This is a genomic window from Moritella viscosa, from assembly GCF_900120065.1.
Lineage (GTDB): Bacteria > Pseudomonadota > Gammaproteobacteria > Enterobacterales > Moritellaceae > Moritella > Moritella viscosa.
In genome coordinates this window covers 228,349-254,776 of record NZ_FPLG01000156.1, presented here as the reverse complement: position 1 = coordinate 254,776, position 26,428 = coordinate 228,349, and the positions used below count along the sequence as shown (strand labels likewise).

Annotated in this window: 28 protein-coding genes; 9 read left to right on the top strand and 19 right to left on the bottom strand. The window is 38.1% G+C overall.

The annotated features are described in order from the left end of the window. Positions 1-522: 522 nt before the first annotated feature. Positions 523-690 (bottom strand): hypothetical protein, encoded by a 168-nt coding sequence (locus BT797_RS24035; RefSeq protein WP_170860707.1) that lies wholly within the window; start codon positions 688-690, stop codon positions 523-525. A gap of 458 nt (positions 691-1,148) precedes the next feature. Here BT797_RS24035 and yjjG point away from each other — a divergent pair, with 458 nt between their 5' ends. After that, positions 1,149-1,826 carry a pyrimidine 5'-nucleotidase gene (yjjG, locus tag BT797_RS23325; protein WP_045109396.1) on the top strand — a complete coding sequence of 226 codons (678 nt, stop codon included), beginning with the start codon at positions 1,149-1,151 and terminating at the stop codon, positions 1,824-1,826. Between the two features lie 113 nt (positions 1,827-1,939). Beyond that, positions 1,940-2,539: a hypothetical protein gene (locus BT797_RS23320; protein WP_045109397.1), complete on the top strand. Its 600-nt coding sequence runs from the start codon at positions 1,940-1,942 to the stop codon at positions 2,537-2,539. Positions 2,540-2,644: 105 nt separating this feature from the next. On the opposite strand, the gene BT797_RS23315 is transcribed toward BT797_RS23320, so the two are convergent. From BT797_RS23315 to BT797_RS23310, 3 genes are all read right to left on the bottom strand, one after another. Then, complete coding sequence (locus BT797_RS23315; protein ID WP_244534124.1) at positions 2,645-4,540, bottom strand: EAL domain-containing protein; 1,896 nt, start codon at positions 4,538-4,540, stop codon at positions 2,645-2,647. Between the two features lie 50 nt (positions 4,541-4,590). Continuing rightward, positions 4,591-5,376 (bottom strand): hypothetical protein, encoded by a 786-nt coding sequence (locus BT797_RS24480; RefSeq protein ID WP_244534120.1) that lies wholly within the window; start codon positions 5,374-5,376, stop codon positions 4,591-4,593. Positions 5,377-5,535: 159 nt separating this feature from the next. Continuing rightward, positions 5,536-6,507, bottom strand: a complete 972-nt coding sequence (locus tag BT797_RS23310; RefSeq protein ID WP_075473677.1) for a GlxA family transcriptional regulator — start codon at positions 6,505-6,507, stop codon at positions 5,536-5,538. A 116-nt stretch (positions 6,508-6,623) separates the two neighbouring features. Here BT797_RS23310 and BT797_RS23305 point away from each other — a divergent pair, with 116 nt between their 5' ends. Both BT797_RS23305 and BT797_RS23300 read left to right on the top strand, forming a co-directional pair. Next, positions 6,624-7,235, top strand: coding sequence for a LysE family translocator (locus tag BT797_RS23305; RefSeq protein WP_244534121.1), 612 nt, complete (start codon positions 6,624-6,626; stop codon positions 7,233-7,235). Positions 7,236-7,341: 106 nt separating this feature from the next. After that, entirely contained in the window at positions 7,342-7,881 is a 540-nt protein-coding gene (locus tag BT797_RS23300) for a thioesterase family protein (RefSeq protein ID WP_045109399.1), read from the top strand. Positions 7,882-7,960: 79 nt separating this feature from the next. Here BT797_RS23300 and BT797_RS23295 read toward each other — a convergent pair whose 3' ends face one another. From BT797_RS23295 to BT797_RS23285, 3 genes are all read right to left on the bottom strand, one after another. After that, entirely contained in the window at positions 7,961-9,790 is a 1,830-nt protein-coding gene (locus BT797_RS23295) for a methyl-accepting chemotaxis protein (protein WP_075473666.1), read from the bottom strand. A 258-nt stretch (positions 9,791-10,048) separates the two neighbouring features. Continuing rightward, positions 10,049-10,729 carry a hypothetical protein gene (locus BT797_RS23290; protein ID WP_045109401.1) on the bottom strand — a complete coding sequence of 227 codons (681 nt, stop codon included), beginning with the start codon at positions 10,727-10,729 and terminating at the stop codon, positions 10,049-10,051. A gap of 226 nt (positions 10,730-10,955) precedes the next feature. Next, on the bottom strand, positions 10,956-11,297 hold the full coding sequence (locus BT797_RS23285) for a HopJ type III effector protein (RefSeq protein WP_045109402.1): 342 nt from the start codon (positions 11,295-11,297) through the stop codon (positions 10,956-10,958). Between the two features lie 229 nt (positions 11,298-11,526). Here BT797_RS23285 and BT797_RS23280 point away from each other — a divergent pair, with 229 nt between their 5' ends. Next, on the top strand, positions 11,527-12,069 hold the full coding sequence (locus tag BT797_RS23280; RefSeq protein ID WP_045109403.1) for a hypothetical protein: 543 nt from the start codon (positions 11,527-11,529) through the stop codon (positions 12,067-12,069). Continuing rightward, the gene (locus tag BT797_RS23275) at positions 12,057-12,926 is read left to right on the top strand and encodes an NRDE family protein (RefSeq protein ID WP_075473665.1); all 870 of its coding nucleotides are present in this window, start codon (positions 12,057-12,059) and stop codon (positions 12,924-12,926) included. The genes BT797_RS23280 and BT797_RS23275 overlap by 13 nt, the downstream gene beginning before the upstream one ends. A gap of 31 nt (positions 12,927-12,957) precedes the next feature. On the opposite strand, the gene BT797_RS23270 is transcribed toward BT797_RS23275, so the two are convergent. From BT797_RS23270 to BT797_RS23250, 5 genes are read right to left on the bottom strand one after another with little or no spacing between them, the layout of a single operon-like run. Beyond that, positions 12,958-14,133, bottom strand: a complete 1,176-nt coding sequence (locus BT797_RS23270) for a hypothetical protein (RefSeq protein ID WP_045109405.1) — start codon at positions 14,131-14,133, stop codon at positions 12,958-12,960. Next, on the bottom strand, positions 14,133-15,041 hold the full coding sequence (locus BT797_RS23265; protein ID WP_075473664.1) for a cyanophycin synthetase: 909 nt from the start codon (positions 15,039-15,041) through the stop codon (positions 14,133-14,135). Before BT797_RS23265 ends, BT797_RS23270 begins: the two co-directional genes overlap by 1 nt. Then, on the bottom strand, positions 15,001-15,873 hold the full coding sequence (locus tag BT797_RS23260) for a D-alanine--D-alanine ligase family protein (RefSeq protein WP_075473663.1): 873 nt from the start codon (positions 15,871-15,873) through the stop codon (positions 15,001-15,003). Before BT797_RS23260 ends, BT797_RS23265 begins: the two co-directional genes overlap by 41 nt. A gap of 4 nt (positions 15,874-15,877) precedes the next feature. Beyond that, positions 15,878-16,381 carry a hypothetical protein gene (locus BT797_RS23255; protein WP_075473662.1) on the bottom strand — a complete coding sequence of 168 codons (504 nt, stop codon included), beginning with the start codon at positions 16,379-16,381 and terminating at the stop codon, positions 15,878-15,880. A gap of 51 nt (positions 16,382-16,432) precedes the next feature. Beyond that, complete coding sequence (locus BT797_RS23250; protein WP_045109409.1) at positions 16,433-16,876, bottom strand: YHS domain-containing (seleno)protein; 444 nt, start codon at positions 16,874-16,876, stop codon at positions 16,433-16,435. Between the two features lie 191 nt (positions 16,877-17,067). Between BT797_RS23250 and BT797_RS23245 the strand changes: the two genes are divergently transcribed. Beyond that, positions 17,068-17,310, top strand: coding sequence for a hypothetical protein (locus BT797_RS23245; protein ID WP_075473661.1), 243 nt, complete (start codon positions 17,068-17,070; stop codon positions 17,308-17,310). 16 nt (positions 17,311-17,326) lie between these two features. Continuing rightward, positions 17,327-17,986 carry a DUF2913 family protein gene (locus BT797_RS23240; RefSeq protein WP_075473660.1) on the top strand — a complete coding sequence of 220 codons (660 nt, stop codon included), beginning with the start codon at positions 17,327-17,329 and terminating at the stop codon, positions 17,984-17,986. A gap of 33 nt (positions 17,987-18,019) precedes the next feature. On the opposite strand, the gene BT797_RS23235 is transcribed toward BT797_RS23240, so the two are convergent. The 6 genes from BT797_RS23235 to BT797_RS23210 form a co-directional block, all read right to left on the bottom strand. Then, entirely contained in the window at positions 18,020-18,505 is a 486-nt protein-coding gene (locus tag BT797_RS23235) for an ATP synthase subunit I (protein ID WP_244534122.1), read from the bottom strand. 142 nt (positions 18,506-18,647) lie between these two features. Further along, positions 18,648-20,099 (bottom strand): methyl-accepting chemotaxis protein, encoded by a 1,452-nt coding sequence (locus BT797_RS23230; RefSeq protein WP_075473659.1) that lies wholly within the window; start codon positions 20,097-20,099, stop codon positions 18,648-18,650. 93 nt (positions 20,100-20,192) lie between these two features. Beyond that, a complete protein-coding gene (locus BT797_RS23225; protein ID WP_075473658.1) occupies positions 20,193-20,756 on the bottom strand; it encodes a chalcone isomerase family protein in 564 nt (187 codons plus the stop codon). Positions 20,757-20,857: 101 nt separating this feature from the next. After that, positions 20,858-21,763: a hypothetical protein gene (locus BT797_RS23220; protein WP_075473657.1), complete on the bottom strand. Its 906-nt coding sequence runs from the start codon at positions 21,761-21,763 to the stop codon at positions 20,858-20,860. An 89-nt stretch (positions 21,764-21,852) separates the two neighbouring features. Next, entirely contained in the window at positions 21,853-23,037 is a 1,185-nt protein-coding gene (locus BT797_RS23215) for a DUF5692 family protein (protein WP_244534123.1), read from the bottom strand. 71 nt (positions 23,038-23,108) lie between these two features. Further along, positions 23,109-24,017 carry a hypothetical protein gene (locus BT797_RS23210; RefSeq protein ID WP_045109415.1) on the bottom strand — a complete coding sequence of 303 codons (909 nt, stop codon included), beginning with the start codon at positions 24,015-24,017 and terminating at the stop codon, positions 23,109-23,111. A 337-nt stretch (positions 24,018-24,354) separates the two neighbouring features. Here BT797_RS23210 and BT797_RS23205 point away from each other — a divergent pair, with 337 nt between their 5' ends. Next, entirely contained in the window at positions 24,355-25,209 is an 855-nt protein-coding gene (locus BT797_RS23205) for a crotonase/enoyl-CoA hydratase family protein (RefSeq protein ID WP_045109416.1), read from the top strand. Between the two features lie 108 nt (positions 25,210-25,317). On the opposite strand, the gene BT797_RS23200 is transcribed toward BT797_RS23205, so the two are convergent. After that, a complete protein-coding gene (locus BT797_RS23200) occupies positions 25,318-25,860 on the bottom strand; it encodes a hypothetical protein (protein WP_075473675.1) in 543 nt (180 codons plus the stop codon). Positions 25,861-26,428: the final 568 nt, after the last annotated feature.

The following is a 26,428-nucleotide window of genomic DNA, read 5'->3' as shown; positions in this document are numbered from 1 at the left end:
TACGTGTAAGTGAAAGCAAGCGTAAATGAAGACGAATAACGTATATGACAGGTACGAGTAAGTGGAAGTAAATGAAGACGAATAACGTATGTGAAAGGTACGTGTAAATGAAAGAAAGTGTAAGGAAATCTGTAAGTGAAGAAAGTAAGTCAATGTAAGAAGAAAAGTATTGCGAAGATAGAAGTAAGTATTTCAGTCGACCTTCTTTTCCAATATATGTAAGTCAGGCTAACAACCTGACTTTTTTTTGTTTAAAATTCATCTCTAAATTCATCTCTAAATTCATCTCTAAATTCATATCCATCCCCCTATAAACAATTGAGCCATTTATAAACAATAGCAATCAATAGTATAGGCGTATTATGCATCGAAGTGTTATAACGTGATGATAGACTGATCTTAGGTAATTAAAAATATGGGATAGTTAGAATCAATGAAGGGAGCATAAAGTAAGTGAAGGAGGTTAACATCCCGATATTAAAAAATATCGGGAATTAAAGTTGATAATGTTAGCGGATGTAATTAAACGCTTACTAGCATATCAATAAAGTTACGGCGTTCTGTTACTGTTGCAAGTTGAGCTATTTTCTCACCTTGTGAATCAGTAAATGCTACTCGGTTTTTGTGAACTGAAATCGAGTGTACCGGTTGTTTAACTTGGATCTGTGTACCATTAAAAATAATAGTCATAATAAAACTCACTATAAAGGCGTAGCTTAAAGCTATCGCATAATTTGTAATAAGCTTCATTACCGTATAACGATAATATTCTGAAATCTAACTATTTTTATTATGTATAAATAGCTGATTTAGTAAGAAGAGTTTACAGCACGCAACATTTGCTGTATTTCGTTGTTCAATAATTTAGCTTTGTATGTTGGATTTTTTAATCTGGCTTACGGAAATTCCTAGGTAAGGCTTAATCGTTGATTTTTACTTCGAGGATTGTTATTAAATAAATCTGAGCTGATAATAACAGTACATTTTATAAGTAGCAAGTTTATTTTTATTTATTGTTTAGGTGAATCACACTTTCAGCTATTATACCTCTCCATACTGATAAAGATAACATGATGTTTTTATTGATTGTTTATTTTTAGTCTGACCTATTAAATTAATTATAGCGGCTAGCCGTTGGAGACAATACCATGAAGTACCAATGGATCTTGTTTGATGCCGATGAAACTTTATTCCATTTTGATGCGTTTGAAGGATTGCAATTGATGTTTTCTCGTTTTGGTGTTGATTTTAGTCGTGATGATTTTAGTCATTATCAGACGGTTAATTTACCTTTGTGGGTTGATTACCAAGATGGTCGAATCACCGCAACACAATTGCAAAATAAACGCTTTCAATTATGGGCGGATAAACTGAAGGTGACAACCCAAACTTTAAACAGTGCATTTATGACGGCTATGGTTGACATATGCAGTTTATTACCTGGTGCTAAAACACTTATTTCGGCATTAACTGGGAAAGTAAACATGGGTATTATTACCAATGGCTTTACTGAACTACAGCATGCTCGTTTAGAAAAAACAGGTTTAAAAGATGTATTCGCACCACTTGTTATCTCTGAACAAGTGGGTATCGCGAAACCCGATATCGGTATATTTGAATATGCGCTAAGCCACATGGGGGATATACAGCGTGAGCAAGTGCTGATGGTTGGCGATAATCCGCACTCTGACATTTTAGGTGGGATGAACGCAGGTTTTGATACTTGTTGGCTTAATAGCGAAAATGCTGTACTACCGAACGGTATCAAGCCAAGTTACCAAGTAGCATCACTAATACAGTTGCAATCATTGTTATTAGCCGCTTAATTCGATTATAGGCATAAAAATGTTTATATTTTACGGAATGTTGCCGATATGCTTTTACTCATCAATTTAATATTTAAAGTTAAGTTTAATTTATTTATAGGGAAAGAAAATACATGTTTAAAGTTTCAACGCTTGCAAGCATACCATTACTTATTGTGGCGCCAACATTAATGGCTGAACCTTTTGGCCATAATAATGCGCAGCTAAGTTATCGAGGTGAGCATTGGGCTGTAAATGTTGAACGTGCGATTACAGAACGCTTTTATATGGCTGGTTTTTATCATCAAACAGGTGATATTGCGTTAAGTTCAGATGTAAAAGCTAAAGCGAAAATACTTGGTGCAGGCTTAATGACGTCAGCAAATGCTGGTCATATGACGGAGTTTTATGCAGGAGCAAATTTAACTCAACGTTCAATTAAAAAATGGGCTAATGGTACTACATCGCAAGAATCTAATTTTTACCCTAGTATTATTGCCGGTGTAAAACTTTCCTCTAGCCCCAAATTTGAAGCGGATTTTAATGTTAACCACGCGTTTAATGATGCCAAAGATACTTATGATTATCTTGATGGAACATACTTCACTCTAGGTGGTAAGTATTTTATCGATCAATCAATGGCGTTAGGTTTATCTTACGTATGGATTAAAGAGCAAGATAAAGCCATTAGTTGGGATAATATAGGCATATCGTTTAGTCTATATTTCGAATAATACTAACGTATGGCAGATACTTTGTGGGTGGTATACAAAGGCATGATAAAGAGTTATTACGAACAAATTGATCATTATGACGCGTTAACTGCCAAGTTTGAGTATCTATTGTTGATTTAAGTAAAGCATATTATCAATAGGCTGTGGTTTTCCAATACCATAGCCTTGTGCGAAATCGATACCAATCGCTTTAATTTTTTGTTTTATGGCATCGTTTTCAACAAACTCCGCAACGGTTTTTAACTTCATTAAATGTCCTATTTCATTAATCGATTTTACCATTGCTGCGTCTATTGGATTGGTTAAAATATCTTTAATAAAGATGCCATCAATCTTCAATGTGTTAACTGGTAGATTTTTTAGATAAGCAAACGAAGATAAACCACTACCAAAATCATCTAGTGCGAATTGGCAGCCAAACTCACTTAAGGTATTGATGAATATTGTCGCGTTGGTAAGGTTACTAATTGCAGCTGTTTCGGTAATTTCAAACATGAATTGTTGTGGCGTCAAACCTGCTTGGGCTATATTCCACATAATATGCTGCAATAAGTCATCGTCACCGAGTGAAGTACCAGATAAATTAATGCTAATATGGTCAAAAATATCCAGTTGTTGGCTATGTTCTCGCATCCAATCTAATGTGTGATCAAATACCCAACGATCAATTGGTTGCGATAAGCTATAGCGCTCTGCGATAGGTAAAAATGTACCAGGCTCAATAATTTTTCCGTCTTTAGCTTGCATACGTAGTAGCACTTCAAAAACATGTTTATGTCCAGAATCGGATAATGCAACGATAGGTTGAGCGTAGAGTTCAAACCTGTCTTCATTAAGCGCTTCTTTGATCTCATTGACCCAGCGAAATTCACCGTCACGAGTGGTGAGTAACTTATCGTTATGATTGTAAGTATGTACTCGATTTCGTCCTAAGTCTTTAGCGGCATAACAAGCTAAATCGGCATGAATCAGTACTTCGCTTGTGTTACCTGAATTACGGCTTATTTCCGCTACACCAATACTGACACCGATACTAAAACAACTTTTTTTCCATATAAATTGGAATTTTTTAACTTTATTTAAGATTGCATTTGCAGCGACAACTGCGTCTTTAAGTTGGCAGTTGCGCATTAATATGGCAAATTCGTCGCCACCTAGTCGCGCTAATATATCGTTTGGCTTTAAATTGTCGTCAATCATACCAGCGACTTGACGTAATAACTCGTCACCTGCAGCGTGGCCGCAAGTATCATTAATTATTTTAAACTGGTCTAAATCTAAGAAGAATAAAACGTGAGTAAGTTTACTGCCTTGTGCACTGCAAACTGCGTCGGTTAGTTGATGTTCAAATTCATAACGGTTAATTAACCCTGTTAGCATATCGTGTTTTGCTTGATAAGCTATTTGCTTTGCAATGATTCGTGACTCGGTAATATCTACTTGAATCCCAATAAAATGGGTTATTTCATCGTTAGCATTGGTCATTGGAATAATAGTTACTTTAGCCCAGTATAATTCACCATTTTTACGCTGGTTGTGCATTTCGTCAGACCACTCATTACCATTTGAAATACTGTTCCATAGTCCATTATAAGTTGCATTTCTGGTTTCTCTAGAGCGGAAAAAATTGGCTTTTTCACCGACAGATTCTTTTGATGAATAGCCTGTGATTTGTGTAAATCTAGGATTGACGTATTCAATAACCCCTTTGGTATTAGTGATCATAATACCATCTAGACTGCACTCAACTACTCGTGATAATTTTTGTAGATTAGACGTGTTTTGTTGTTGTAAGGTGATGTCGTCACAAACCCCTACGCCACCATCTATCTCTCCAGTGCTTGAATATAACGGGACCAAATCGACTTCTAAGTAGGACTTTTTACGGTGTGATATCGAAATATATTCGCCTTCGAAGGTACTTATTTGTCCTTTTAATGAGGATTTCATTGCTGTGGATAGAGACTTGTTTTTGATGTTTTCCAACATATTGAAGCCAATTAAGCCATCTTTTTTTGCCCCGATAATATCTTCAAAATGCCGATTTGTCTTTAATAAGATCCTTGTTTATTGTAATGAAAAATACCTACAGGGGAATGTTCAAAAATGGAATTTAATTTTGCTTCACTTTGTACCAACTCCGCAGTTCTTTGCGCAATTTTACAACGTAATTTTTTTACTTGTTGGCGATAACTGACAGTCTGCATGAAGAATAGAACAAAAATCGCCAGCATAAAAATAGCAGAGATGAGCATTATCTTGTTAAAGAGTTGGTTGAGTTGAAAAGACACGCTATCAATCGTGATATCCGCGGCTGCAATATAAAGGCTCCCGTCTGCTGAATAAAGCGGGATGAAAATACTACGAAACCGGCCCCATTTGTCTTGATACTCGATTAAGCGAGCTTGCTGGTCGGCAAAAGTATGGTAGACCTGGGTGTTGGCATCATCGTAAGCTGTTAAAAAATCTGTGTTACTTTGATCAAAATTATTGTTCTCAGTGGGGGTTAGGCTTGATGAGGTAAATAGGATCTGATTATCGCGCAAGATAAGCGTATATAAGTTGGTTATATTTATATTTTTAGCGTAATTGGATAAGGCAGTCCTATTTATGCTATTTAGTTGCGTTGAATTTTCATCATAAGCCATTTCTTTTTGATGAAAATTGGCAGGTAATAATGAGGTAATTGTCAGGGCTGCCGTTTTTAATTTTAAATCAAGGGCAGTATAAATATGATTTTTTTCTTGGAGATAACTATAAGTTGCCAAGCTAATAATAGATACAATATAGATTGCAATCGAAACATAAATCCGTTTATTTAATTCAAAACGTTGCATTTTTAGTGAACTAGTATGGTTGACGACTTTTAAATATGCCTGTTTTGAATATTGATTGCAATACGTAGAACTGATTTATGCTACCTCTTAGGGCATAAGTTAAAAAGCTATCACTTAGGCGTGTAGTGTACGATTAATTATGTACTTGGTTCGTATTGATTAATCAGCTCGACGGCGTAATTGACCTGGCGAAAGATTAAATTTCTGTCGAAATACTTTACATAAATAACTCGAATCTTGAAACCCAACTTCATCGGCAAGACTGGCTAGGCAATGGTCAGAGTTGAGTAAACGCCAATGCAAATGTTGTAAACGGATTTCATTCCAATACTGATGGGCAGACATATTAAAATGTTGTTTAAAACGTCTATCTAATTGTCGGCGGCTTAAACCAATTTGGGTTGCTAATTGTTCAGTTGATGTATCGCTAGCCATTCGTTCTTGCATTAATGCAATTGAACGCCCTACGAGGCGATCATGGTGTATTACTTGTTGGCGAGATTTTAACTGATGTAATTGATCTCGACTTTCATCAACCAACATATCAGCCAGTCCTTTTATCGCCCAGGTTTGTCCTAGATGACGACTGAGTACCGCGACCGCTAAATCAATAGTTGCACTGCCACCAGAGCAGCTCATTCTTGTATTGTCGATAGAATACAATTGCTTGTCTGTTATTTCTAAACGCGGGTAGGCTGTACTGAATTCGCATGCATGACGCCAATGTACGGCTACTTTATGGTTATTTAATAATCCCAATTCGGCAAGGGTAAAGCAGGCATTATCAATACTGATAAGGGTGAGACCAAGCGCAGCGGCCTGTTTTAAAAAACCACCATAATGTTGCGCTTGTTGTTGTGATTGCCGTGCTGTACGGCAGCCAAAAATAACGACATAGTCATAATGGCACAAGTTAATATCTGCGGGGGTATGGTCTATCGCAATCGGAATGCCGCTGCTGGATGTGACATTATTTTTGTCTAAACCGATGACTTGCCATGAACAATGCCGCTGTTGGCTATGATCGGCCTCATCGGCTGAAAACCGTAATTTATCCAGAAAACCACCAAACGGTAGCATGTTAAATTCGGGTAAGGGTAATAATAAAAAACGTACTTCAGCTGCATTCATCATCGTGGACTCGTTAATATTACTGTCCATATAATACCACTATATGTCTTAATTATACCCAGTTAGTTTCACGATGAGTTTTATACTAAGTGTAATTATAGTTACTTTGGACTGTTATGATGGCGTTTAATCTTTGGTTAGTATTTTTAATGGCAGCGGCGGGACTAGCAGTGGTGCCCGGGCCTAATTCATTATTAGCTTTGAGTCATGGCGCTCGTTATGGGCATCAGCGCACACTATTTACTATTTGCGGTGGAGTAATGGGGTTCTTGATCTTAATTTCGATATCGATGTTTGGATTAGGTGCGGTATTAAAAGCTCAGCCTAATGCGATGACGGGGTTGCAATGGGTTGGTGCTGTTTATCTTGTCTGGCTTGGTATCAAATTATGGAACGCACCTGCAATTGAATTGACGAAACTGGGTGATAGTCAACTGCAAAGTCCAGCCAACTTATTTCGCCAAGGTTTTTTTGCTGCTTTATCAAACCCTAAAGTACTGTTGTTTTTTACTGCATTTTTAGCGCAATTTATTGATCCTAAGCAGGCCTTGCTTCCACAGTTTATTGTGATTGCGGTGACGTTTATTTGTGTTGAGTTTATTGCCGAATATGGTGTTGCACGTGTTGCCCATCGAATTCGCCCTAAACTAATGTGCAATGGACAAATGTTTAACCAGTGCTGTGGTATGTTATTTATTATACTCGGTGTGTCGATGACATTAGCCTAATTGGAATTAAATCCACTCTCGTTAAGATTTTATTGTTACATTTACTTTACATTCTACGAGCTTAAGTCAGTATGTTACTTCGATGAATTTTATGAAAGGGAGTAACATGAATTTATTTTTTAGAATGTTAATGATTATTTTTAGTGCTCGTAAGCAGGATGCAGTGGCACTGGTCAATAAACGCAGTGATGGTTTTCGTGTGTGGTTGCATGATTTAGGTTGGCGTGATCACTTACCTAATTACCGTGTCTTTAGTTTTATGGAACTGGGTCGTTTTGGTATTTGGCATTCTTCTCGACTCGCGTTATCTGGCCGTTATGGCTTACGCATGATTGCTGCACAAGATTTTATTTATTTAAAACCAATACGTCCTTTTCAAGCGTTTACGATGACGACTGAAATTTTAAGTTGTGATGAAAAATATTTTTATTATCAGCACCAGTTCTTTTGCAACGCCAAGCTCGTGGCCATTGGTTTAGTCAAAGAAGTTGCATTGAAATCAGGAAAACCTGTTACGCCACAATCATTGTTAACGGCTGATGCAGAACTTAACGGTTTGGTTATCAAGAAGGCGGAAAATACAGAATTACACCCTATTGTCGAAAGTTGGCTGACGATGCAGAAAGCCATAAAAGAAAACAGCTAGAAAACGGTTTCATAATTTACGGCCAAAAAAAAGACCGAAGCGATGACTTCGATCTTTTTATACCTGCATACATTGTTAATTACACCGTATAAAGGGCAATGGATTGATCTAATGTTTTAGCCTGATTGGAGATAGCACTGGCTGCTTGCGCATTTTCATGAGCGATATGGGTATTTTGACTGGTAATATCTCGGATTGACGTTACGTTACGGCCAATTTCATCGGATACGACTGTCTGTTGCTCGACAGCGGTAGCGATTTGGGTACTGGTATCCATGATGAGTTGCATATCTGACATGATTTGCCCAATCTTAGATTCTGCACTGTCAGCTTGTTCGACGCTCAATTCACCTTGTTCGTGGCAGCGGCTAATATGTACGACTACCTGACCCGTTTGCTCTTGTAACGTTGCAATAATACTGGTGATTTCTTCTGTCGATTGACGTGTTCTAAGGGCTAGTGAGCGAACTTCATCTGCCACGACGGCAAAACCACGGCCTTGTTCGCCTGCTCTTGCCGCTTCAATTGCTGCATTTAGAGCAAGCAGATTCGTTTGTTCTGCAATTGATCGGATCACATCAAGCACCGAACCAATATTGTCGGACAGTGTTGATAAATTGGCGACTTCATTACTGGTTTTAGATAAGTCATCAGATAAAATACGAATACGATTTTTGGTTGCGCTCACTTCTGATAAGCCTTCTTGAGCTCCATTGTAGCTATTATCAGCATTGCTAGCTGCACTCTCTGTGTTACCTGCTATTTCTCTGATAGTCGAGCTCATCTCGGTGATTGCGGTTGCGACAGCATCGGTTTCAGCTTGTTGGCGGCTAATCGCAGTTTCTGAATCAACACTACGACTCTGTAACTGACCTGATGCTGAGCCAAGTTCATGTACAGCTTCTTTTACGTTACTGACGAGTTCACGTAGGTTGGTTAATAAGTAATTAAAATTACTTGCCATATGTGACAATTCATCATTGCCTTGTTCATCTGCGACCGCTGTTAAGTCATGACTTTTCGCTATCGTGGCCATCAGACTACTTAGGCTTTCTATACGGCGTTGGATAGAATTGCTAATTAACCAAGACAGTGTGATCAGGGCTATTATCACTATTAATACTGCCACAATAATGATTGTCATCGTCTGTTGTTGTTGTTTTGCTATTTCGTCATTTAATTGTTGGCTGACATCTTTAAAAGTTCGTTCAACTTGATGTGAGTATTCTCGCATTTCGCCGCGCAAGCCAACTTCAGGCGTATCACCTATCGTTTTGTATTGCTCAATGATTTTAGCCATCGTTGCGCGGAAATCGGTATAACTGCTACCAAAATCAAGTGCAAGCTGTTGATCATAAAGTGTAAACTTAGCTTGATATTCTAGGTAATATTCATGATTTCCGAGTAATGCGAACATTTTTGCTGTTTGTGCAAGATCGGTCGTAATGAGAAGATTACGGTTATATCGGTCTGCTGTTTGCAGTAAACGTTTATAGCTATTATTGAGGTGCTTTAGTAATCCTTGCTCAGGGCTAAGGCCAAGGGTTAGGTAATTATTGACCAGTGCAATCATACTGAGATTATAATCTTGCATTGATACCGGTAGGGTTGCAACACTTGGTACAATAATATTAAGTGCTGTAAGCTCTTCTTCTAATTCGTTTAACTCCGTCTGAAATAATGCGTAGTTAGCTTGAAATTTATCGAGATATTTGGTGTCTCGTCTCAGTAAAAAATCTTTTTCATTACGGCGTAAATTTAATAGTGTGACCTCGAGTTGTTTTACGTCGGTTGCGGCATGATTCATATTCATTACTTGCTCGTTGGCAACCCAAGACATCCCAAGTACCAATAAGAGTGCACTTACCGAAATACCAGTAAGACCTAATAATTTATCTCTGATTTTCATCTTCTACGACATCCTCGCTGGCTAACATTGCTGATTTTACGGCTATGTCTAAGTATTCGGCTTGATGCGTAATAACTTTAAGGATAAATAGGGGTAAATAATCCTATTTTTATTATGATAATATAAATATTTTTAAAATTAGTTTGTTACGGGAGAAATTAATTTATATATATTTATGTTTTTGTTATTTTCAGGTTGAGGATGGATTGCTTTAGAGTGTTATTTATTGGTATTAATTTGGATACTAAATGCAAAATGTTAATCCTCTGTATTAAACTCCAGTTCGAATAAACATGTTTCTAAGCCCGCGGGTAAATTCAATAAAAGTCGATCAGTATTAAGTTCAAATTCTATGTCGCTAAACTGTATTGCATCTAAAATACTAAGCTGCTCAGAAAATAGCAGTAATCCTGTGCTAACAAGAATTGCGTAATAGCATTGTCGTGACGCCGAGTCTTCTGTTTCCATTATGGTTTTAAATGTTTCTAAAAACAGTATCAATATTTGTTCTTGTGTTTGATTACGATAAGACTCTTCAAGTTGAATTAATTGAGAATAGGTGAGTGTAAACTGATGATTAAAGTTACGCATATTAATGCACACGCTATCTTCTTTCTTATTATCATTGAAATTCACGAATCGGGCTAAATTATCGCTTTTTATATCAATTAAAAAGCTCACATTAATATCGTTATACATTGATTTTTTGATCGCCTCAACACTTATGCCTTCTTCGTGTAGCGCGCTAATATGATAGTTTAATATCGCTTTTATTAGTTCATCTTTACTTATACCTGCATGCAGCATTTGCTGATAAGTATCAGTAAGGTGGATACCTGCAATATCAGAAGATTGATTTTGATAAGCTGTGCTGCTGATAAAAGATGCGATCACTTGATTTGAAAATTCAAAGTCAAAGCCATTTAAATGAATATACATATCAACTCCTTATTAGCATTCGCTAAATCGGGGAGGAACAACGCAGTTGTTATAAGTATAACGGGTTATATTTGCTTAGTAAGGCAGATTAAGCATTGTTATTATTTTAAGATAAGTATAGTAAATCGCGGAAAATAGCGAGGAGGAATGGCTGCTTTTTAGATAAATATAAAGAGTTGAGCAGAGAAAAAATTCTCTGCCTCAACATAGCGTTAATAAGTTAACGTTATTTTAATTTTAGTGGCAGTGCTTCAAATTGAATGCCTGACCAGCCTGTGCGCATGAAATAACGGATGTTGGGATGATCATCACCCTCTGGATTATTTAATACGTCATCACGGTAATAAGTACCGAAACATTCTAACATTTCTTGTTTAGTAAATTTATTTAAACGACCTAATGCGAACAATTTGCATGAACCTGTATTTTCAGTAGCGTCGTTTTCTAGGTAGCCATTGTAAAATTTAGTGGGAGTGAAATCATAGCTTGCATCAATAACAGCGATGACATCGTCGAACTGAATAGTAGTTGGCTGTGCCGCTAGTTTATTTAAAAAGTCATTTAACATGGAGTGTCCCATTAATTTAAAGTATTTGCTATCTTTGCCTAATTTATCATAAATGTTAGTTAAATGAGTGATAATTTACCAATTAGTTTCAATGTTCACCTACTTATTCAATAAATCTGGGATGATATGGTACGCTTTCTCACTCAAATTGTGATTTTTTCGTGATAAGTTAAACCTAGTATTTGATGTATGCTTTACTTAGAAATAAGTGGTAATAAAAGGAATGATTATGGTCATAGATCCTGTAGAGCAATTTAGAACGGTGATTAAAGGAAATATAGAAGGTGTAGATCAGGGCGTTGCTTTACTGACCTCGATGACAAATGAGCAGTATTGCATGCGCGCTAAGCCTTATGTTAATAGTTGTATTGGTGAGCATTTACGTCATGTATTAGACCTTTATTATGCGTTAAAAGAACAAGTTGGGATTATTGATTATGATGTTCGTCGTCGTGGTGCATTAGTGGAATCTTGTCGTGTGACGGGATTACGTGAATTACAACAAATCAAGACTTGGCTACTCTCATTACAGCCAAATATGATGAACAATAAAATGATTATGTCGACAGAAATTTCTGTGGTAGATACGTTAGTCGCACAAGTTGAGACATCATTAATTCGTGAACTTATATTTGTGAGTTCGCATGCTGTTCACCATTACGCATTAATGGATATATCTGCTAAATTGTGCGATTTTGATACACCTGATAATATGGGCCTTGCACCTGCGACGCTCACAGCATTAAGGAATGATTCATCATGTGTACAGTAAGCTGGTTGTTGGCTAATGATGGCTATCAAGTATTTTTTAACCGAGATGAACAAAAAGGTCGGGCATTAGCCTATTCTCCTAAATACTTTAATGAACGAGGGATTAAATATTTAATGCCAGTAGATCCTGTTGGCGGCGGTACTTGGATTGCAATTAATCAAGCTGGCTTATCAATATGTTTACTTAATTATTACCAAGAAAATACCCTCCGAAAAGATTTGATTAGCCGTGGTTTATTAGTTAAATCATTAATCAGTAATACATCTTTAACCAAGATCCGCTACGCACTCAGTAAATTGCCTTTACAGCGTTATGCCGCCTTTACGCTACTTGTGTTCCCGAGTCATCTTACAGTGCAAACCGGTGATGTTTACGCGGTACGTTGGGATGGTTATGCGTTAACAACGGTTACTGCTGTATCGCCAATGGTATCGTCATCAGTTGCCTTGTCTGAAGTGACGAACTACCGCGAAGATCATCATAATTCTATTCTATTACAGCATCAGGTATTATTTTCTGGGGACGGCTGTAATGATGAGCTGGACATTAAAACTGATTCTGACTTATTAGAGGTCGATGGCGTAGAAGAAAATATTATTGAGTTGACTAATCTGCGCCGTATCGAAGATAAAAACAGTTTAGCGTTGACTCGATTTCATGCCAGTCATGAACCCACACCGTCTTATTTATCTGTCTGTATGCATCGCGATGATGCTCATACGGTTAGTTTTACCCACCTTATCGCCACGAACAAGCAACTTAAAATGAACTATGTATGTGGTTGTCCGTGTTCATCTAAGCAACATCAGTCTTATGCTTTGTATCCACAGCGAGAAACTTACGTCGAAGTTGTTTAATACCGTAAGTCGGTTGTACGTCGTAAACCGCTTAAGGCAATAGAGCGTTGCTGTTGACAGGTTTACGACTCTGCTGATAGAGCATATAAATAGCAATTAATGGTAATACTCCCCAGTAGACTTGGTTAAGATTAAAGGTCGTTACGTTAGACATCACGGTTAACCCGGCAAAAAATATCACAATGCCAAGCTGAGAGTAGAGACTCTTGCTCACTAAATACTGGTAATTAGCTTGTTGTTTTGCCTTATCATAAAAACGTTTATTGAAATACAAACGAAATAATGCGGTAGCAAATGCCACGCTAAGTAAGCTTAATCCAATTGCAAAGCCGCTCCAATCTGGAGAGATCCAACCGCGGACTAACCAACCACAAAGATAAAATAACGTCGCGACTTGATATAGTCGGTATTGGGGCTGCTTGTCGATGGTATTTTTGATGAAATAAAAGATTAACCCCAAGGCTAAAGAAAGTGCAATCACAGTCAAACTAAATTGGCTGGTATCGTTGTTGGTTAAATGAAAAATACTCAGCACCCACAAATAGCTTTCGAGATACAAAAAAGGCCCATCAATAAGAAATACGATTTTGTCACGCGTACTAATCACTGATTTAGCCTGTGAATAATCACTTCGCTCGTAAACAAATGTCTGTGTTGCTCGTGCGTTTATTGTCATTATGCAGAAACTGAGCGAAGCAATCATGCTCAACGCAAATATAATCCAAGGTTGTGTTTGCATAAAGTAGCCGCCAAACAAGATCCCTAGTTTTAAACTGAACCCTAATATTAGCTGTAAATTACCAAATAGTCGTCCGGTATTACTGCTGCCACTGATGCTGTTAAAAAGAATACGTTGTAGCATCCAATAGCTGCAATTAAACAGACCGTTGAGTAAGCCTAGTATGATTAAGTTAATGTTTGCTATATGAAATAGCGCGACATAAATAAGCCCGATTTCTAAGGTGAACGATAAGATGATTAATGTGCGCCAGTAACCTCGGATAAATAATTGATGCCAGCCCCATAATACCATCACGAACCCCGCCCCTGTCCAAGCGATAAACTCGGTGAGGGGAGCAAGGTGTTGGTATTGTTGCCAAATAAGAATAGGGAGGTAAAAAGGTAATAAGCCAATCACAAAACTGTGAATGGCTGAAAATACAGTGAAATAACTGGCAGGTGCTAGCGTATGGAAAGGGCGAAACATTAGAATATGTCAGCTTGTTGATTCGTGGGTACGGTAATTAAATCCAGCTGTTCAGAAAGATCATCAGCTTGGCCGTAACGTGGATAATTGTGCATTTTTAAATAAGGACGCGAGTTTACTTCTAAAAAGATCAGCTTTTGATCGCGGGCATCATGTTCAATACCTTGCTCCATGATCACATCAATACCTAAAATTTCAGCATCAAATAAATCTAATACTTTGGCAAATAATTCATTGTTGTACGCTGGTATTAGATCACGCTGTATGGTCTCAACTACCCCCCCTGGTGCTAATGAAATACGATAAAATAAATCAACTTGTTGCTCAGTATTTGGAATCGAAGATAAGGTCAAACCCTGTTTAGCAAGATAATTGATTGTTTGCTGTCCTTGAGAAATAGGATTGTTACACGGGTATAACCCCATTTTTTCACGTACACTATTTTCTGTATTTATCAAAGTGCTAATCGTGTTTATACCATCACCTTTCACAAATGCTGGGTAGCGTTGTAATACTGAAATAACGCCTTTTTTAGTGATCACGACACGGTAGTTTTTACCCTGTAAATATTGTTCTACAACGGTTGTTGGCCACCATAATTTAGCAAAAAATATGGCACGCCAAAGTTCTTTATAATTACGAATCGGGAAATGGCTACCACGTGAAAATCCACTCACGTTAGGTTTTATTACTAATGGGAAACCATGTTCTTTGGCAAACTTTACGGCCGTAAAAGGGTTGAAGAAAATAGTACCTTGTGCATGAGGGATATGACCTGCAGCAAACTTATCACGCGCTTGTTTTTTTGAACGACAACCACGGCGTACTTCTAGGCTGTTGTAGTTACTGCAGCCATCCATGAATTTACTACTGATCCATTTGTAAATTAGTTGCTTTACTTGTTTCATCTTGACTAGAAATCCTTGTGTTATGACCCCATTTGGCGGCGATCAACTTATTAAAAAAGATACCTTGTGTTACTTTTTTGCTATTTAGCTGTTGCGCTAATTGAGCAAGAGAATGCGTGGTGTTATACAGTAACTGGTATTTCTGTAAGCGGGTCAAATTGTGACTTAATAAACTTAATGGCATAGGAACATAGAGGTTTACTTCGACTAATTTAAACTGGCGTTGCAGAAGGACATCTAATGAATCCGCTTTTAAACTATATCGTGCAATCGTAAAGTCACCCATACGATTTAATTCTTGCCATAGAATTTGTTGCTCTGCTGGTGTCAGTTTATTGGTAATATCCTGGTATTGAGTATCATTATTATAAATCCCATTTACTGGGAATTTGTCTGTGCTGCTGTTAATCACTTGTGTTATCGACATCACCGAAAATTGACTTGGCTTTTGCGGGTGTCTAACGACGAAGACTTCAAACTCGATATCTCCCGTTGCCGCTTCTTGAATTAAATAATTTTGTGCTTGATAGCTAGGGCTCGATCGTAAGGCTTCAAGTTCAGCATAATTACGGATACAACTGACTCCCGCTGAGTTTTGTCCCCATTCTGGTTTTGCGAATACGGGATAACGCGTAGGGAGTAAGTCACTTCTATCAATATACTGATTTAAACGCCATTCCTCAGGAGTGATAGCATCTAAATCTTGTTTCGAAAATATTTTCTTTTGATTATTAAAATATCGCGCATTAAGCTGAAAGTAACGCCATGGAATAGTCAAAAAGCGAAAGCAAAATACGAGATAATGTAATATTAATAAGCCGCGTATAATCATATGATTACTCTGCTTTGATTAATTTTAAGTTAATAGCGCATAATACCAAACCTAAAATTAAGATTGATACGGCAGCCATAAATAATGAGCCACCATCGCTTTTTCCGTCATGTAATACTTCAACACCAAGAGGGGTAAACAAGTGAAAGAAAACCGCACCCGCCATAATAGCGGAAGACGATAAACCACCTAATACGTGTATTTTTGCACGTAAACGTGTGCTGTTTTGGCCTGACATCTTATCTTTAACCAATAAAACTAAAGGGCTCAGTAATAGCAGACTTGTGACTAACTCTGCACTGCCAACGACAATTGCACCGTATTGCGCAAAGAAAGTGCCTAAATCGACAGATAAGGTTGTAGCCATCCATGAACCGATCGTAGAGAAAATATGCTCTGTATCTGGGTGTCCAGAGAATTTGTACGGGATAGAAGTCAGAAATACTTTAGCGATCCAAACAACGATAACCCAGCTTGCGATAGTGTAAATGCGTTTTTTTGTTAGCATATTAACAATCCTTTTAATTATATTTAATACTGTCACTCAATTTATGATTATTTAATTCAATACGTGAGGCCAGTTTTGGTCCGCTTTTACAATAAAGTTTAGTTTGTCTTTTAACCATTGCTGCCTGATATCTGCGTTGTAGTTTAAGTAAAGTTTACCGTTCACAATCGTCCATTGTGTTGGATCTGTAGAGGCTGTGCCATTATTCGCGACTGCATAGGCACAATAACCGCCATATTGTGGTGCGTATTTTGTTGGTTCTTGTTTGAATAATGCGAGGTGTTGGCTGTTACTAAAATACCAATCTTCACCTTTATATTCATAAGTGAATTTTTTTAAGCCTTTAACTGCTTTGGATTGGGTGAAATAAGCAACAGTGTCGTAGCCACTTACCGCTTTACTACTAAAATAACCCGTATAGATAGGATCTTTAGCAAAACTGTTGAATGAGAATATTAGGCTGCTGATAACTAACAATTTAATTATATATTTCATGTCTATTTATCCTACTGCGTTAAGTTGCTCTAATCAGGTATGTACTCGGTGTTGTATATACTATAGCGGTAATTAGATTTATAATTATCACGAAGTTATCACAATTTAATGGCGAAAAAGCACATTGTGTTATTCTTGGCTCTGTTAGCATCCACTCTTTATAGTTTGTAGTTTTTACCAAAGGTAATTTTATGGATTTTTATACGTTGGCCTTAGGTCTATTTATGCTGTGTCATGGTAGTTATATTTTATTCACGCGTGCGAAGGCAAAACATCAGAAAGCGCGTTTAAACTTTATGATGAAAGCATTAGGTCGACCATTTGGTTTTACCATTTATTCGCTTATTTATGTCATCCTACCAATTGGTTTTGGTGCATATATATCGTACTCAGGTATCAATAATGTGTCCTTGAGCGCATTATTTGCTGGTTAAGGCTTTAGGAATAAATATGTCTGAACAAGAAAAATCATATAACGTTAATATGTTGAAGCTTGTTAGAGAGGGTTTAACGGCACTTTCTGATGCGCAAGCACAAAAACGTAGTTTACAAAATCCAGTGTCGGAGACTCACTTTCTCGGTAATTGGATTATTAGTGCGCTAAAAGAAAAACGTTTTGATATTATCCTCGCGGGTGATTTGAATATCTGGTTGCAAGAAAGCCGTACGTTGGGGCCTAAAGCTGATTTCAAGCAACGCTTTGAAAAAATAGAGCGTGTGTATACGCAGATTTGTGAACTGGAATATAAGAATTTAACGCAGTTTATTTTAGAAGATATTTTGACTGAGTTAGATAATGAAGGCTGGTTGATTGAAACTGAAAGCAATGTGACGGATAAGTTTAAATTAAGCTCAAGCGGTGAAAATTCACTGGTTATTTGTGCTGAAGTTTATGATCGTGCTTTCTCTGATACCGATGGGGTATTAGAAAGCCCGCTTTCGGTCTTTATTCGTCATGGTGATCAAGCATTTATTGATAAAATGTTCTCACACGGCTATTTGGTGTTTGGTTCAACGAACCGTTCGATTGTGAAACGCCATAACCGGTATATTCTCCGTCCGTTTAATCACGCTAAAAAGTTAGCTATTTTACCGACACTAGCAGACTAAATTAGCATGATATACAGGGATGATCTTGATTGATTATCCCTGTGTTGTACGTGCTGTTAGTATCTTATTCATGCCCGTATTTTCGCTATTTATACTTTCAGTATCTTCTGGTGTTGTAACCGTTTTAGCAAATTGTTCAGGCAGAGGTTTCAATAAGCTAAATATTTGCGAAAACATGACAATCACAAACGTAATAAATAGATTGAAATGTTGAATGCCGGGTAACGGTAATATCACGCTAAATAGAATAAAAATGAGTGTGAACTTACAAGCATGACCGAGGATCATGAAGGTATTAGCGCGCATTATATTGGCTGAGCCGGTATACAAGAATGACAATCGGGTAAAAATATATTGTGGCAACAAGAAGATCATCCCACCTAACGCTGCGGAGCGCGTAGACTTATGATCGGTACCAAGATAAGTCGCTGAAACAATAAATAATACTAATAACAGCTGGCCTAAAATGAGTTTTAGTGCATAACCTCTGATGGCTAATTCATACGCATTATGTGGCATCTACAGCTTACCCTTCTTATTTAGATGAATTACACATAAGCGCTATTTTACCTTTTTCTTTATATCCATGCATAGCTAATCTTTAGTTAGCGAAGTAAAATAAGGTAAATAAATAATGTTTACAGCTAACTGTATATAATCATTATGATAATTCCATTACTGAATTTAGATCATCGGCGAGTGTTTTTAAAATGATAACTTGTTGTGATAGTTGTGTACCTTGAGTTGCGACTGATTCAGAGATTTTACTGGTTTTATTGACACTTTCTGTTACATCTTGGTTAGCGTGATTAAGCTCTAGTAAAACATTAACTTGTTTTTCCATGATTTTAGCGAGCTGCTGTACATCGGTGAGTGTACTGCCAACTTGATTAATAATTTCGGATAATTCTGTCACAGACCCTTTTATTACAATTTGTCCTTGGTTAACTTCTTTGGTGCTTTTATCAAGTAGCTGTCTTATTTCACGCGCAGCTTGATTACTTCTAGAAGATAAATTACGGACTTGATCTGCAACAACGGTAAAACCACGCCCTTGTTCGCCAGCCCGTGCAGCTTCAATTGCAGCATTAAGCGCTAATAAATTGGTTTGCTCTGCTACTGAGGTAATAAGGTCGGCAACGACAACCATTTCTTGATTACTGTATAAAATATTACTAATAGCTTCAGTCGAAGCGGTTAATGATGAAGCACTGGTTTGGGCTTGATTATTAATGTCTTCACTGCGTAACTGTAATTCCTGTACAAATTGTTCAGATTTTTGGAAATCTAACGTCATTTTATTTAGGCGATTAGTCATTTTTTCTGCGGCATTTTCTTGTATATCACAAGTGATATTGAGTTCATCGACTTGATTGTGTAGTTCACTCGACTGCTGTGATAATTGCTTTGCTATGCTTGTTAACTGGTTAGCGTTATCTCCAGCTAATACGAGTACACGGCTTAAGTTTTGTTCTTCTTTTTGTGATTTTTCTGCAGCGGACTGACTTTCTTGCTGCGAAAGGAGGGAGGCTGTTATCGATTTTTCACGCTGTTTAGCTATATATGCTTGGGCGATACAAATGATAACAAGCGGTATCATAATACCAGACCAAGTTTCACCAGCTACACTCGCTTCAGATAAGATTACATTAGGTAGTTCGGTGCTATGTAATGATAGGTTGACCATCCAAGCTGTAACGGCAATAACAATTCCACTCCAGCATATTGCCATGGTTAAGCTTGCGGTGAGAAAAAATGAAATGATGAGCAGTGGGATCCAGAATGCTTGCGGAGAAATAATCACCCCTCCTGTCTGATAAACTAGATTTAAAGCGTTAATGACCATTCCTGTAAAGCCGATATTCAGGGCTAGATTGATGGTTTTAAATAAGCGTAATACAAGTGCTGCAATCAGCTCTGCACAGATTAAAAAGAGGGAGGTGTAGATCATCGCTTGATGATCATGACTGTACCACTTTACAAAACTGTAGATTCCAGAGATAAATGATAATAATGTGAAAAAAAGTATAATTTCAACGATTTGATGCTGGTTTTTATCCCAATTATTGCGTTGTGGAAAAAACAGTGTTCGCCATAGAGAAAATGGGTTCATGGTATCGATTCCTTGATGCGTTCTTTATGGTAGCTGATTCATAGGGGATGTATGGCGACTGCCTGATAAGAATGGCAGCCGATATTTTGGTGGTTAGCTATTAAGCATATCTTTTTTTAAGTCTTTATCTGTTGGCTTATCACCTAACCAGATCGTAAGTACCGCCTTTCTAAAGTCTTCTCCTGATGTAATAGACATAAACTCGCCATTTTTATAGTTAATCAATCCTTCGCCAGGTACACTCAGTAGTGTAAATTGATCACCTTTTTTAATCGGATCTGCGAACGTATCAATAAAGGCTGCTATTTTGGTATCTAGGTTTTTACTTTGCCCTGCGGTTGCACGTTCAAAACCTTCTTGCATCGCTTTGATCATTTTTTCGGATGTGATCATACTTGAGGTGATATTTAAGCGAATCGCGACGGCTTCATCACTATTAATCACATCATTACCTTGCTCCATCTTGTCATGGGTAAATAATGAACCAACATATAAATCGATAAAAAATTTACTACGAATACCCGCCCCATTTAGCTGTAAGTTTTCGCCTTGTGGTTTAATGCTATCTGGAATGCTTACACCAGAGATCTCTGTTGTCGCCATGGCATTACTGTTCATCATTAATAGGGTGCTTAATACTAATGCTGTTTTTTTCATTGAACTCTTCCTGAATGTAATTTTAGCTGGCCTTCTGAGAAGACTATATCTAGATGAAAATGCAGATATAGCCTGTTACTAGAATGCTTAGATATAACTGACTAGAATGCGAATTTGTAACCTAGGCTGTATTTATCGTCAGCGCTGGTATTGTCACCGCTATAGTACAATGTAATTGTTTGTGTTTTGGTTAGGTAATAGCCAAGCTTGAGATCCCAAGCGGTAGATGCCATCTGTAAACCGCCGTCTATGATATCTTTATCCCATTCTTTACCGGCAAGCGCTTTGGTATAACGGATGCTACCTAGGGCAAAGAAATCTTCATGTGGTTGGTAACGGATATAAGCCATTGCAGTACCAGTTGTAGTCATCCAGTCCATGCCTTCAGAACTGGTTGTTGTTAAAGCCTGTTGGCCCATTAATCCTGCAAGGGCTCTTTTTAAGCTGTTAGCTGCCTGAGTATTACCACTTGCTTCGGCTTGTACAATACCAGCTTTTGTTTTAGCAATTGCAAACTCTAAATTTTGAGACGTATTATCTTCAGCTACGACACCACCAACCAACAGCATTGGCCAAATGTAGATGTCATCACCAATTGGAATAGTTGCTACTGGACCCGCTTGTGCAACTACCATATTACCGAAAAACGGATGTTCAGCTGCCACAATATCAGCAAAACCACCGAGGCCATTTGTGGTATTGATATTGCCGTAGCGTAAACGGAAGTTACGGCTAGAAATATCACGACCAGTTGTAGGCTCTGTATAGTTATCCTCATCAAGAATATCTTTTACTTCGAAGATAAAGCCACTGCGTTGTGTATCGGTTTTAGTTAGAACAGCCATGGCTTCAAAATCAAGGCCTTTGTTGCCATAAGCCAAACCAGCATAAGCATAAACCGCAGTCGGGTCAGCCATATCTGGGCCATCTGTTTTTGCTTCTTCTGCAATCACTGCCATTGACGAAAAAGATGCTAACACTGCAAGAGTTAAGATACCTTTTTTCATAATTTACTCCGTTTATCATTATTTTTAAAATTAGATACTTTATGGTTTATTTATTTAGATTTTTTGCGCTTAATGGTCAGTAGGCGCTGTTATGCTGTAGCTTTATTCAGTTGACGTTGTTGCCATTTTTTAGTGAAGAATAAGTAAGCATAAACACCATTAATAATGAAACTGGCTGCACCAGCTGCAAGCATTAGCTCATCATTACGTGGCATGGCAACGACATTACTTTCAAACATGGCTGGGTTAGTGAAGTAATACATGAATGAACCGGCGAGGGTAAACGCACGGGCTTGTAACCAGGTACCTTTCTTGATGAATAGCGCTGGAAGTGTTGCTGATATCAGAACCATCAATTGGGCTGTTGCAGAGCCTGGGAAATTTAAGTAAACAAACACGATATTCCACACATCATAAGCAATGATCCAGAAGGTCGTCATCGCTGGCCAAACCATGTCTCGTTCTTTACTCTTATCGGCATGAATACTAAGCCAGCCTGTTAAGGTGATAATTGATAAGATACCACCAATGGCATTAAGTACATTTGCCGTATTACCCATACTAAAGTCTTGCATGACAGCTTCGGAGATATTAATGGCGAGGAATGCCGCTGCACCAAATTTAGCCCATTTCATGTTGCCTATTTTGGTAAAACGGATCAGGGTGAATAATGCTGCCGCACCGACTACCGAATAAAGTTTTACCCATTTAAACCAGTAAGTAACATCATAGCTAGACCACAGAGGGATAAGTACAATCGGTAAGATAAAAAACAATAAGTAGTTACTCCAAACTACACGACGGCATATTTCGTTCAGTAGCATTAGACCAAGTAATACCAAGAGTACGTGCCCGTAGGATCGGTATTCATACCATTTGTGAATGGTAAATGAATCGCCATCTAGGTTAAAGCTAACGCGATCATCAGCGAAGAATGTTAGCGTTGCACCGTCAAAATCTTTAATTTTAGAGTCTTCGTCGCTGTTAATGATGATACGGTTATCTTGCTGCTGCCAAGATTGCGGTTCGCTGTAGTTAAACCCCCCCGATTGTTTGATTACTTGTACTTGGTTATTATCTGCAAACTCTAAACGATAAAGCATGCTGCCTTCGCCTGGTTTACCATCTCGTGTACCTTGCCAAACCGTATTTTTAATGTCGGTTACGTAGCTCATATCATTATTGGTTGTGGTTGCATTTACGCCGCTAGCACAGAGTATCAGTAGCAATGTACACATTGCCATAAACATAGAGTTAATCTTGTTTTTCATCATTATTCATCTCTCTATAATTCGGGGGCAGGGATAGCGCCCACCCAGTTGGCACTATCTGCTGATTTATATAATTAAGCTCTGGCTAGTTTTCCTTTGGGATCTGGGTTTAATTCAGTACCAGCATATTCACTTATTAATGGCTGGTTTTTACCACAAGGTGGCTCTCCAGTTGGGTTATTACGTTTTTTATTGAAGTACCAAATGGCAAATGGTACATGTAGTGCAAGGTTGATCGCACCCCAGAACCAGAGCACTTGCTCATTGGCCCAGCTTGAAGAGTCCATTACAGGCGTGAAGATATCAGCGTTTGCACGTACCAGGATATGGAAAGCGAGCGTATATACACGTGCTATGATGTATAGCTCTGGGCGACCTTTGATTAATGGATATAGCTCTGCGGCCATTAAGATACAGAATGAACTCGCAAAGAAACCAGGGTTTTCACCAAATACAAATGCCAGATTCCATGTTGTGTAAAGGAAGTTCCACGCTGCGGTAGAGTAAAATAGCAGATCGTTAGGTTTATCACGACCGATCACCCAGTACATACGCTGACCATTTTTGTAACGTGGAAATGGGATCGTAATACACAAGATCACACCACAAATAGCATTAAAGTGATTAGCTGTTGCGAAGTCTTTAACGGTGGCTTCGGCGATATTAAGGAAGAGTACTGCATAGAGTACTTTTAGTACCCAATCCCCTCGGAACAAGGATAAGAACTTATTTGGGTTATCATGATACAGCCAAGCGATACGTGCACCACCTACCACAATTGCGGTTGGAATCAGTACACTGACAGTTTTAGCCCAGCGGAACCAGCCGTCTAAGTTTTCTGCCCATAAGGGCGCTGTTAATAATGAGAGTAACCAAAATGCAGCCGTTAACTTTGGTGTTCGACGCATGCCTTCGACCATTAATAGCAAAAACAATATGTAGCCACTCATGGATACAACATATTGCCAAACAGGAATATTCATAATACCTCCAATAAGTCTTTATAACTTAACCATTAACATGTAGAGCAATAACTCTAACTTGGTTTTATTATAGTTATTTAGAGGCGTGGATAACGCGATTTTGATCACGGATTACGATTTAAGTAACCCTAAATGGATATACTTGGTCGCTATGTGCTTTATATCTAATTTATGCTATTTTTTTGCGACAGGGCGCAATGATCTCTCTCTTATGTAGGTAAATCATTGGTGAATTTACGGTGTGTGATATACAGATAATAATATGTAATGTAAAGATAATGCTGGTAGGGGCTCATTTTGCTAGCATAACGTAATCATTATCAAGGAACGGATGAAAATGGAAATAGAATCGAGTTACAACACCTTCACGTTAACAGTCGAGAGCAGCGTTGCGCATTTACAATTTAGTCGACCTGATAAATTGAATTCAATGAATTTGGACTTTTGGCGTGAATTCCCTGCGGCCATCGCAGCGCTTTCTATGACAGACGATTTACGTGTGTTGGTCATTTCAGCGCAAGGCCCACACTTTTGTGCTGGTATGGATTTAGAAGTATTCCAAAGCCCTGACAATTTCCCTATGGGTAAAGAGAAAGCCAGAGTCAGTGAAGCGATGCGTCGTTTTATCATGCAGTTGCAGCAAGTATTTACTGATATTGAACAATTACGTATACCTGTATTAACGGCTATTCAAGGTGGCTGTATTGGTGGTGCTCTGGATCTTATTGCGGCATCAGATATGCGTTATTGCACGCAAGATGCGTTCTTCACGATTAAAGAAGTGGAGTTAGGCATTACCGCTGATCTGGGTACATTACAGCGTTTACCGAGTATATTACCGCAAGGTATCGTGCGTGAACTCGCGTATACAGGGCGTAATTTTAGTGCCGCAGAAGCGGATAAATTTGGTTTGGTTAATCAGGTATTTGAAACGCAAGAAGCCATGTTAGATGGTGTGTTACAGATCGCCAGTCAAATAGCTGCACATTCACCATTGGCAGTAACAGGCAGTAAAGAGATGCTTAATTACAGCCGTGATCACGGTGTTGACGATAGCTTGAAATACATGGCAACTTGGCAAGCTGGTATGTTGTGTTTAGAAGAAACGATGACGATCTTACAGGCTAAAAAACAGCGTAAAGCCCCCGAATTAAAACCATTACGTAAAGTGACTGGGTTGTTTGATAGTTAAGGGGCAGAGACGCCATAAGAATTTAATCGGTGGTATTTAAATAGCCTCAAAAACTATAATCCATAGGTGATTGGTCTAGAGGCTATGTTGTAGGGGTCTGCTTATTCTTTAATTCTCGATGCTTGGAATTATCGCTGTATTTTGTGCTAATGAAAACTCAATCAGTTCCAGCATCTGGTCCTGGATCATCGGCAAACTTCTTGCTTCTACGGCTGCCGCTAAAGGTTCGTTAAGCGCAGTGCTATAACTACGATAGCCTTTTCGAATAGGAATCGACATTGACATTGGAATGCCTTGGGCAACACCACCACCAATTAACTCGATTGCTTGTGCTGTAATTAATACGGTTTTAGGATCGTGAATCGGTTGGAAAATAATACCATTCTCATCTGAACGAACCATTATCCCTGATAGATCCGGTCTCCAACTCTCATCTAGCTGTGGCATGAAACGCCATGCACAATGCCAGTCTTGGCATACAGAAGGTCTTTTGGTGTAGATCTTACAGCCACCTTTTTCCATCAAATTTTTACAGACTTGATCCGCAGGTTTTTTAAAATTGTCATCATCGATCTGAAGGACAACACAGCAGGCTGTACATTCTCCACATTCCCGACTAGGAACTAAATGTGACTCATTATTTTTACTCAATTCTTCCACCTGCATACGACAATTTAAAAATGATTGATATTTCTAGCAGCTCTTATAACTTAACATTCACTGTATTACTACTGTTCTTTGTTATGTATAGCCCGTCAGTCGCTAACATATTGAAATAGGATAGCCTAATATTGAACAGGGGGCAGAATAGGACTGTAAAAGTTTATTGCTTACTGAATTTTAGATACAAAAAAAGATGCGCTAAGCATCTTAATATAAATCTTTTAACAAAGAGAATGGCGGGACGGAGGCAGTCTCCAATCGCTCATAAACTATTGATAGCTAAAGACTGATGCGTTTGTCATTACTATCAATGGTACATCTAGTGGTACAAAGCGAATTTGTCATGAAATAAAAATAATTTTATTTACAACCTTGATAGTCGACTTATCGCTTAGATACAGTTTATTCTACCATATTACTTCAATATGCCATATCCGTTTAAACAATGCAGGTTGTAACGCTTTTTTTAGCATCGTTTCGAACATTATTTGCATATCATAATTATTGTTAGGCTATTCTTGTATGCTTACGAATTATGCCTTAAAGAGCTCATTGA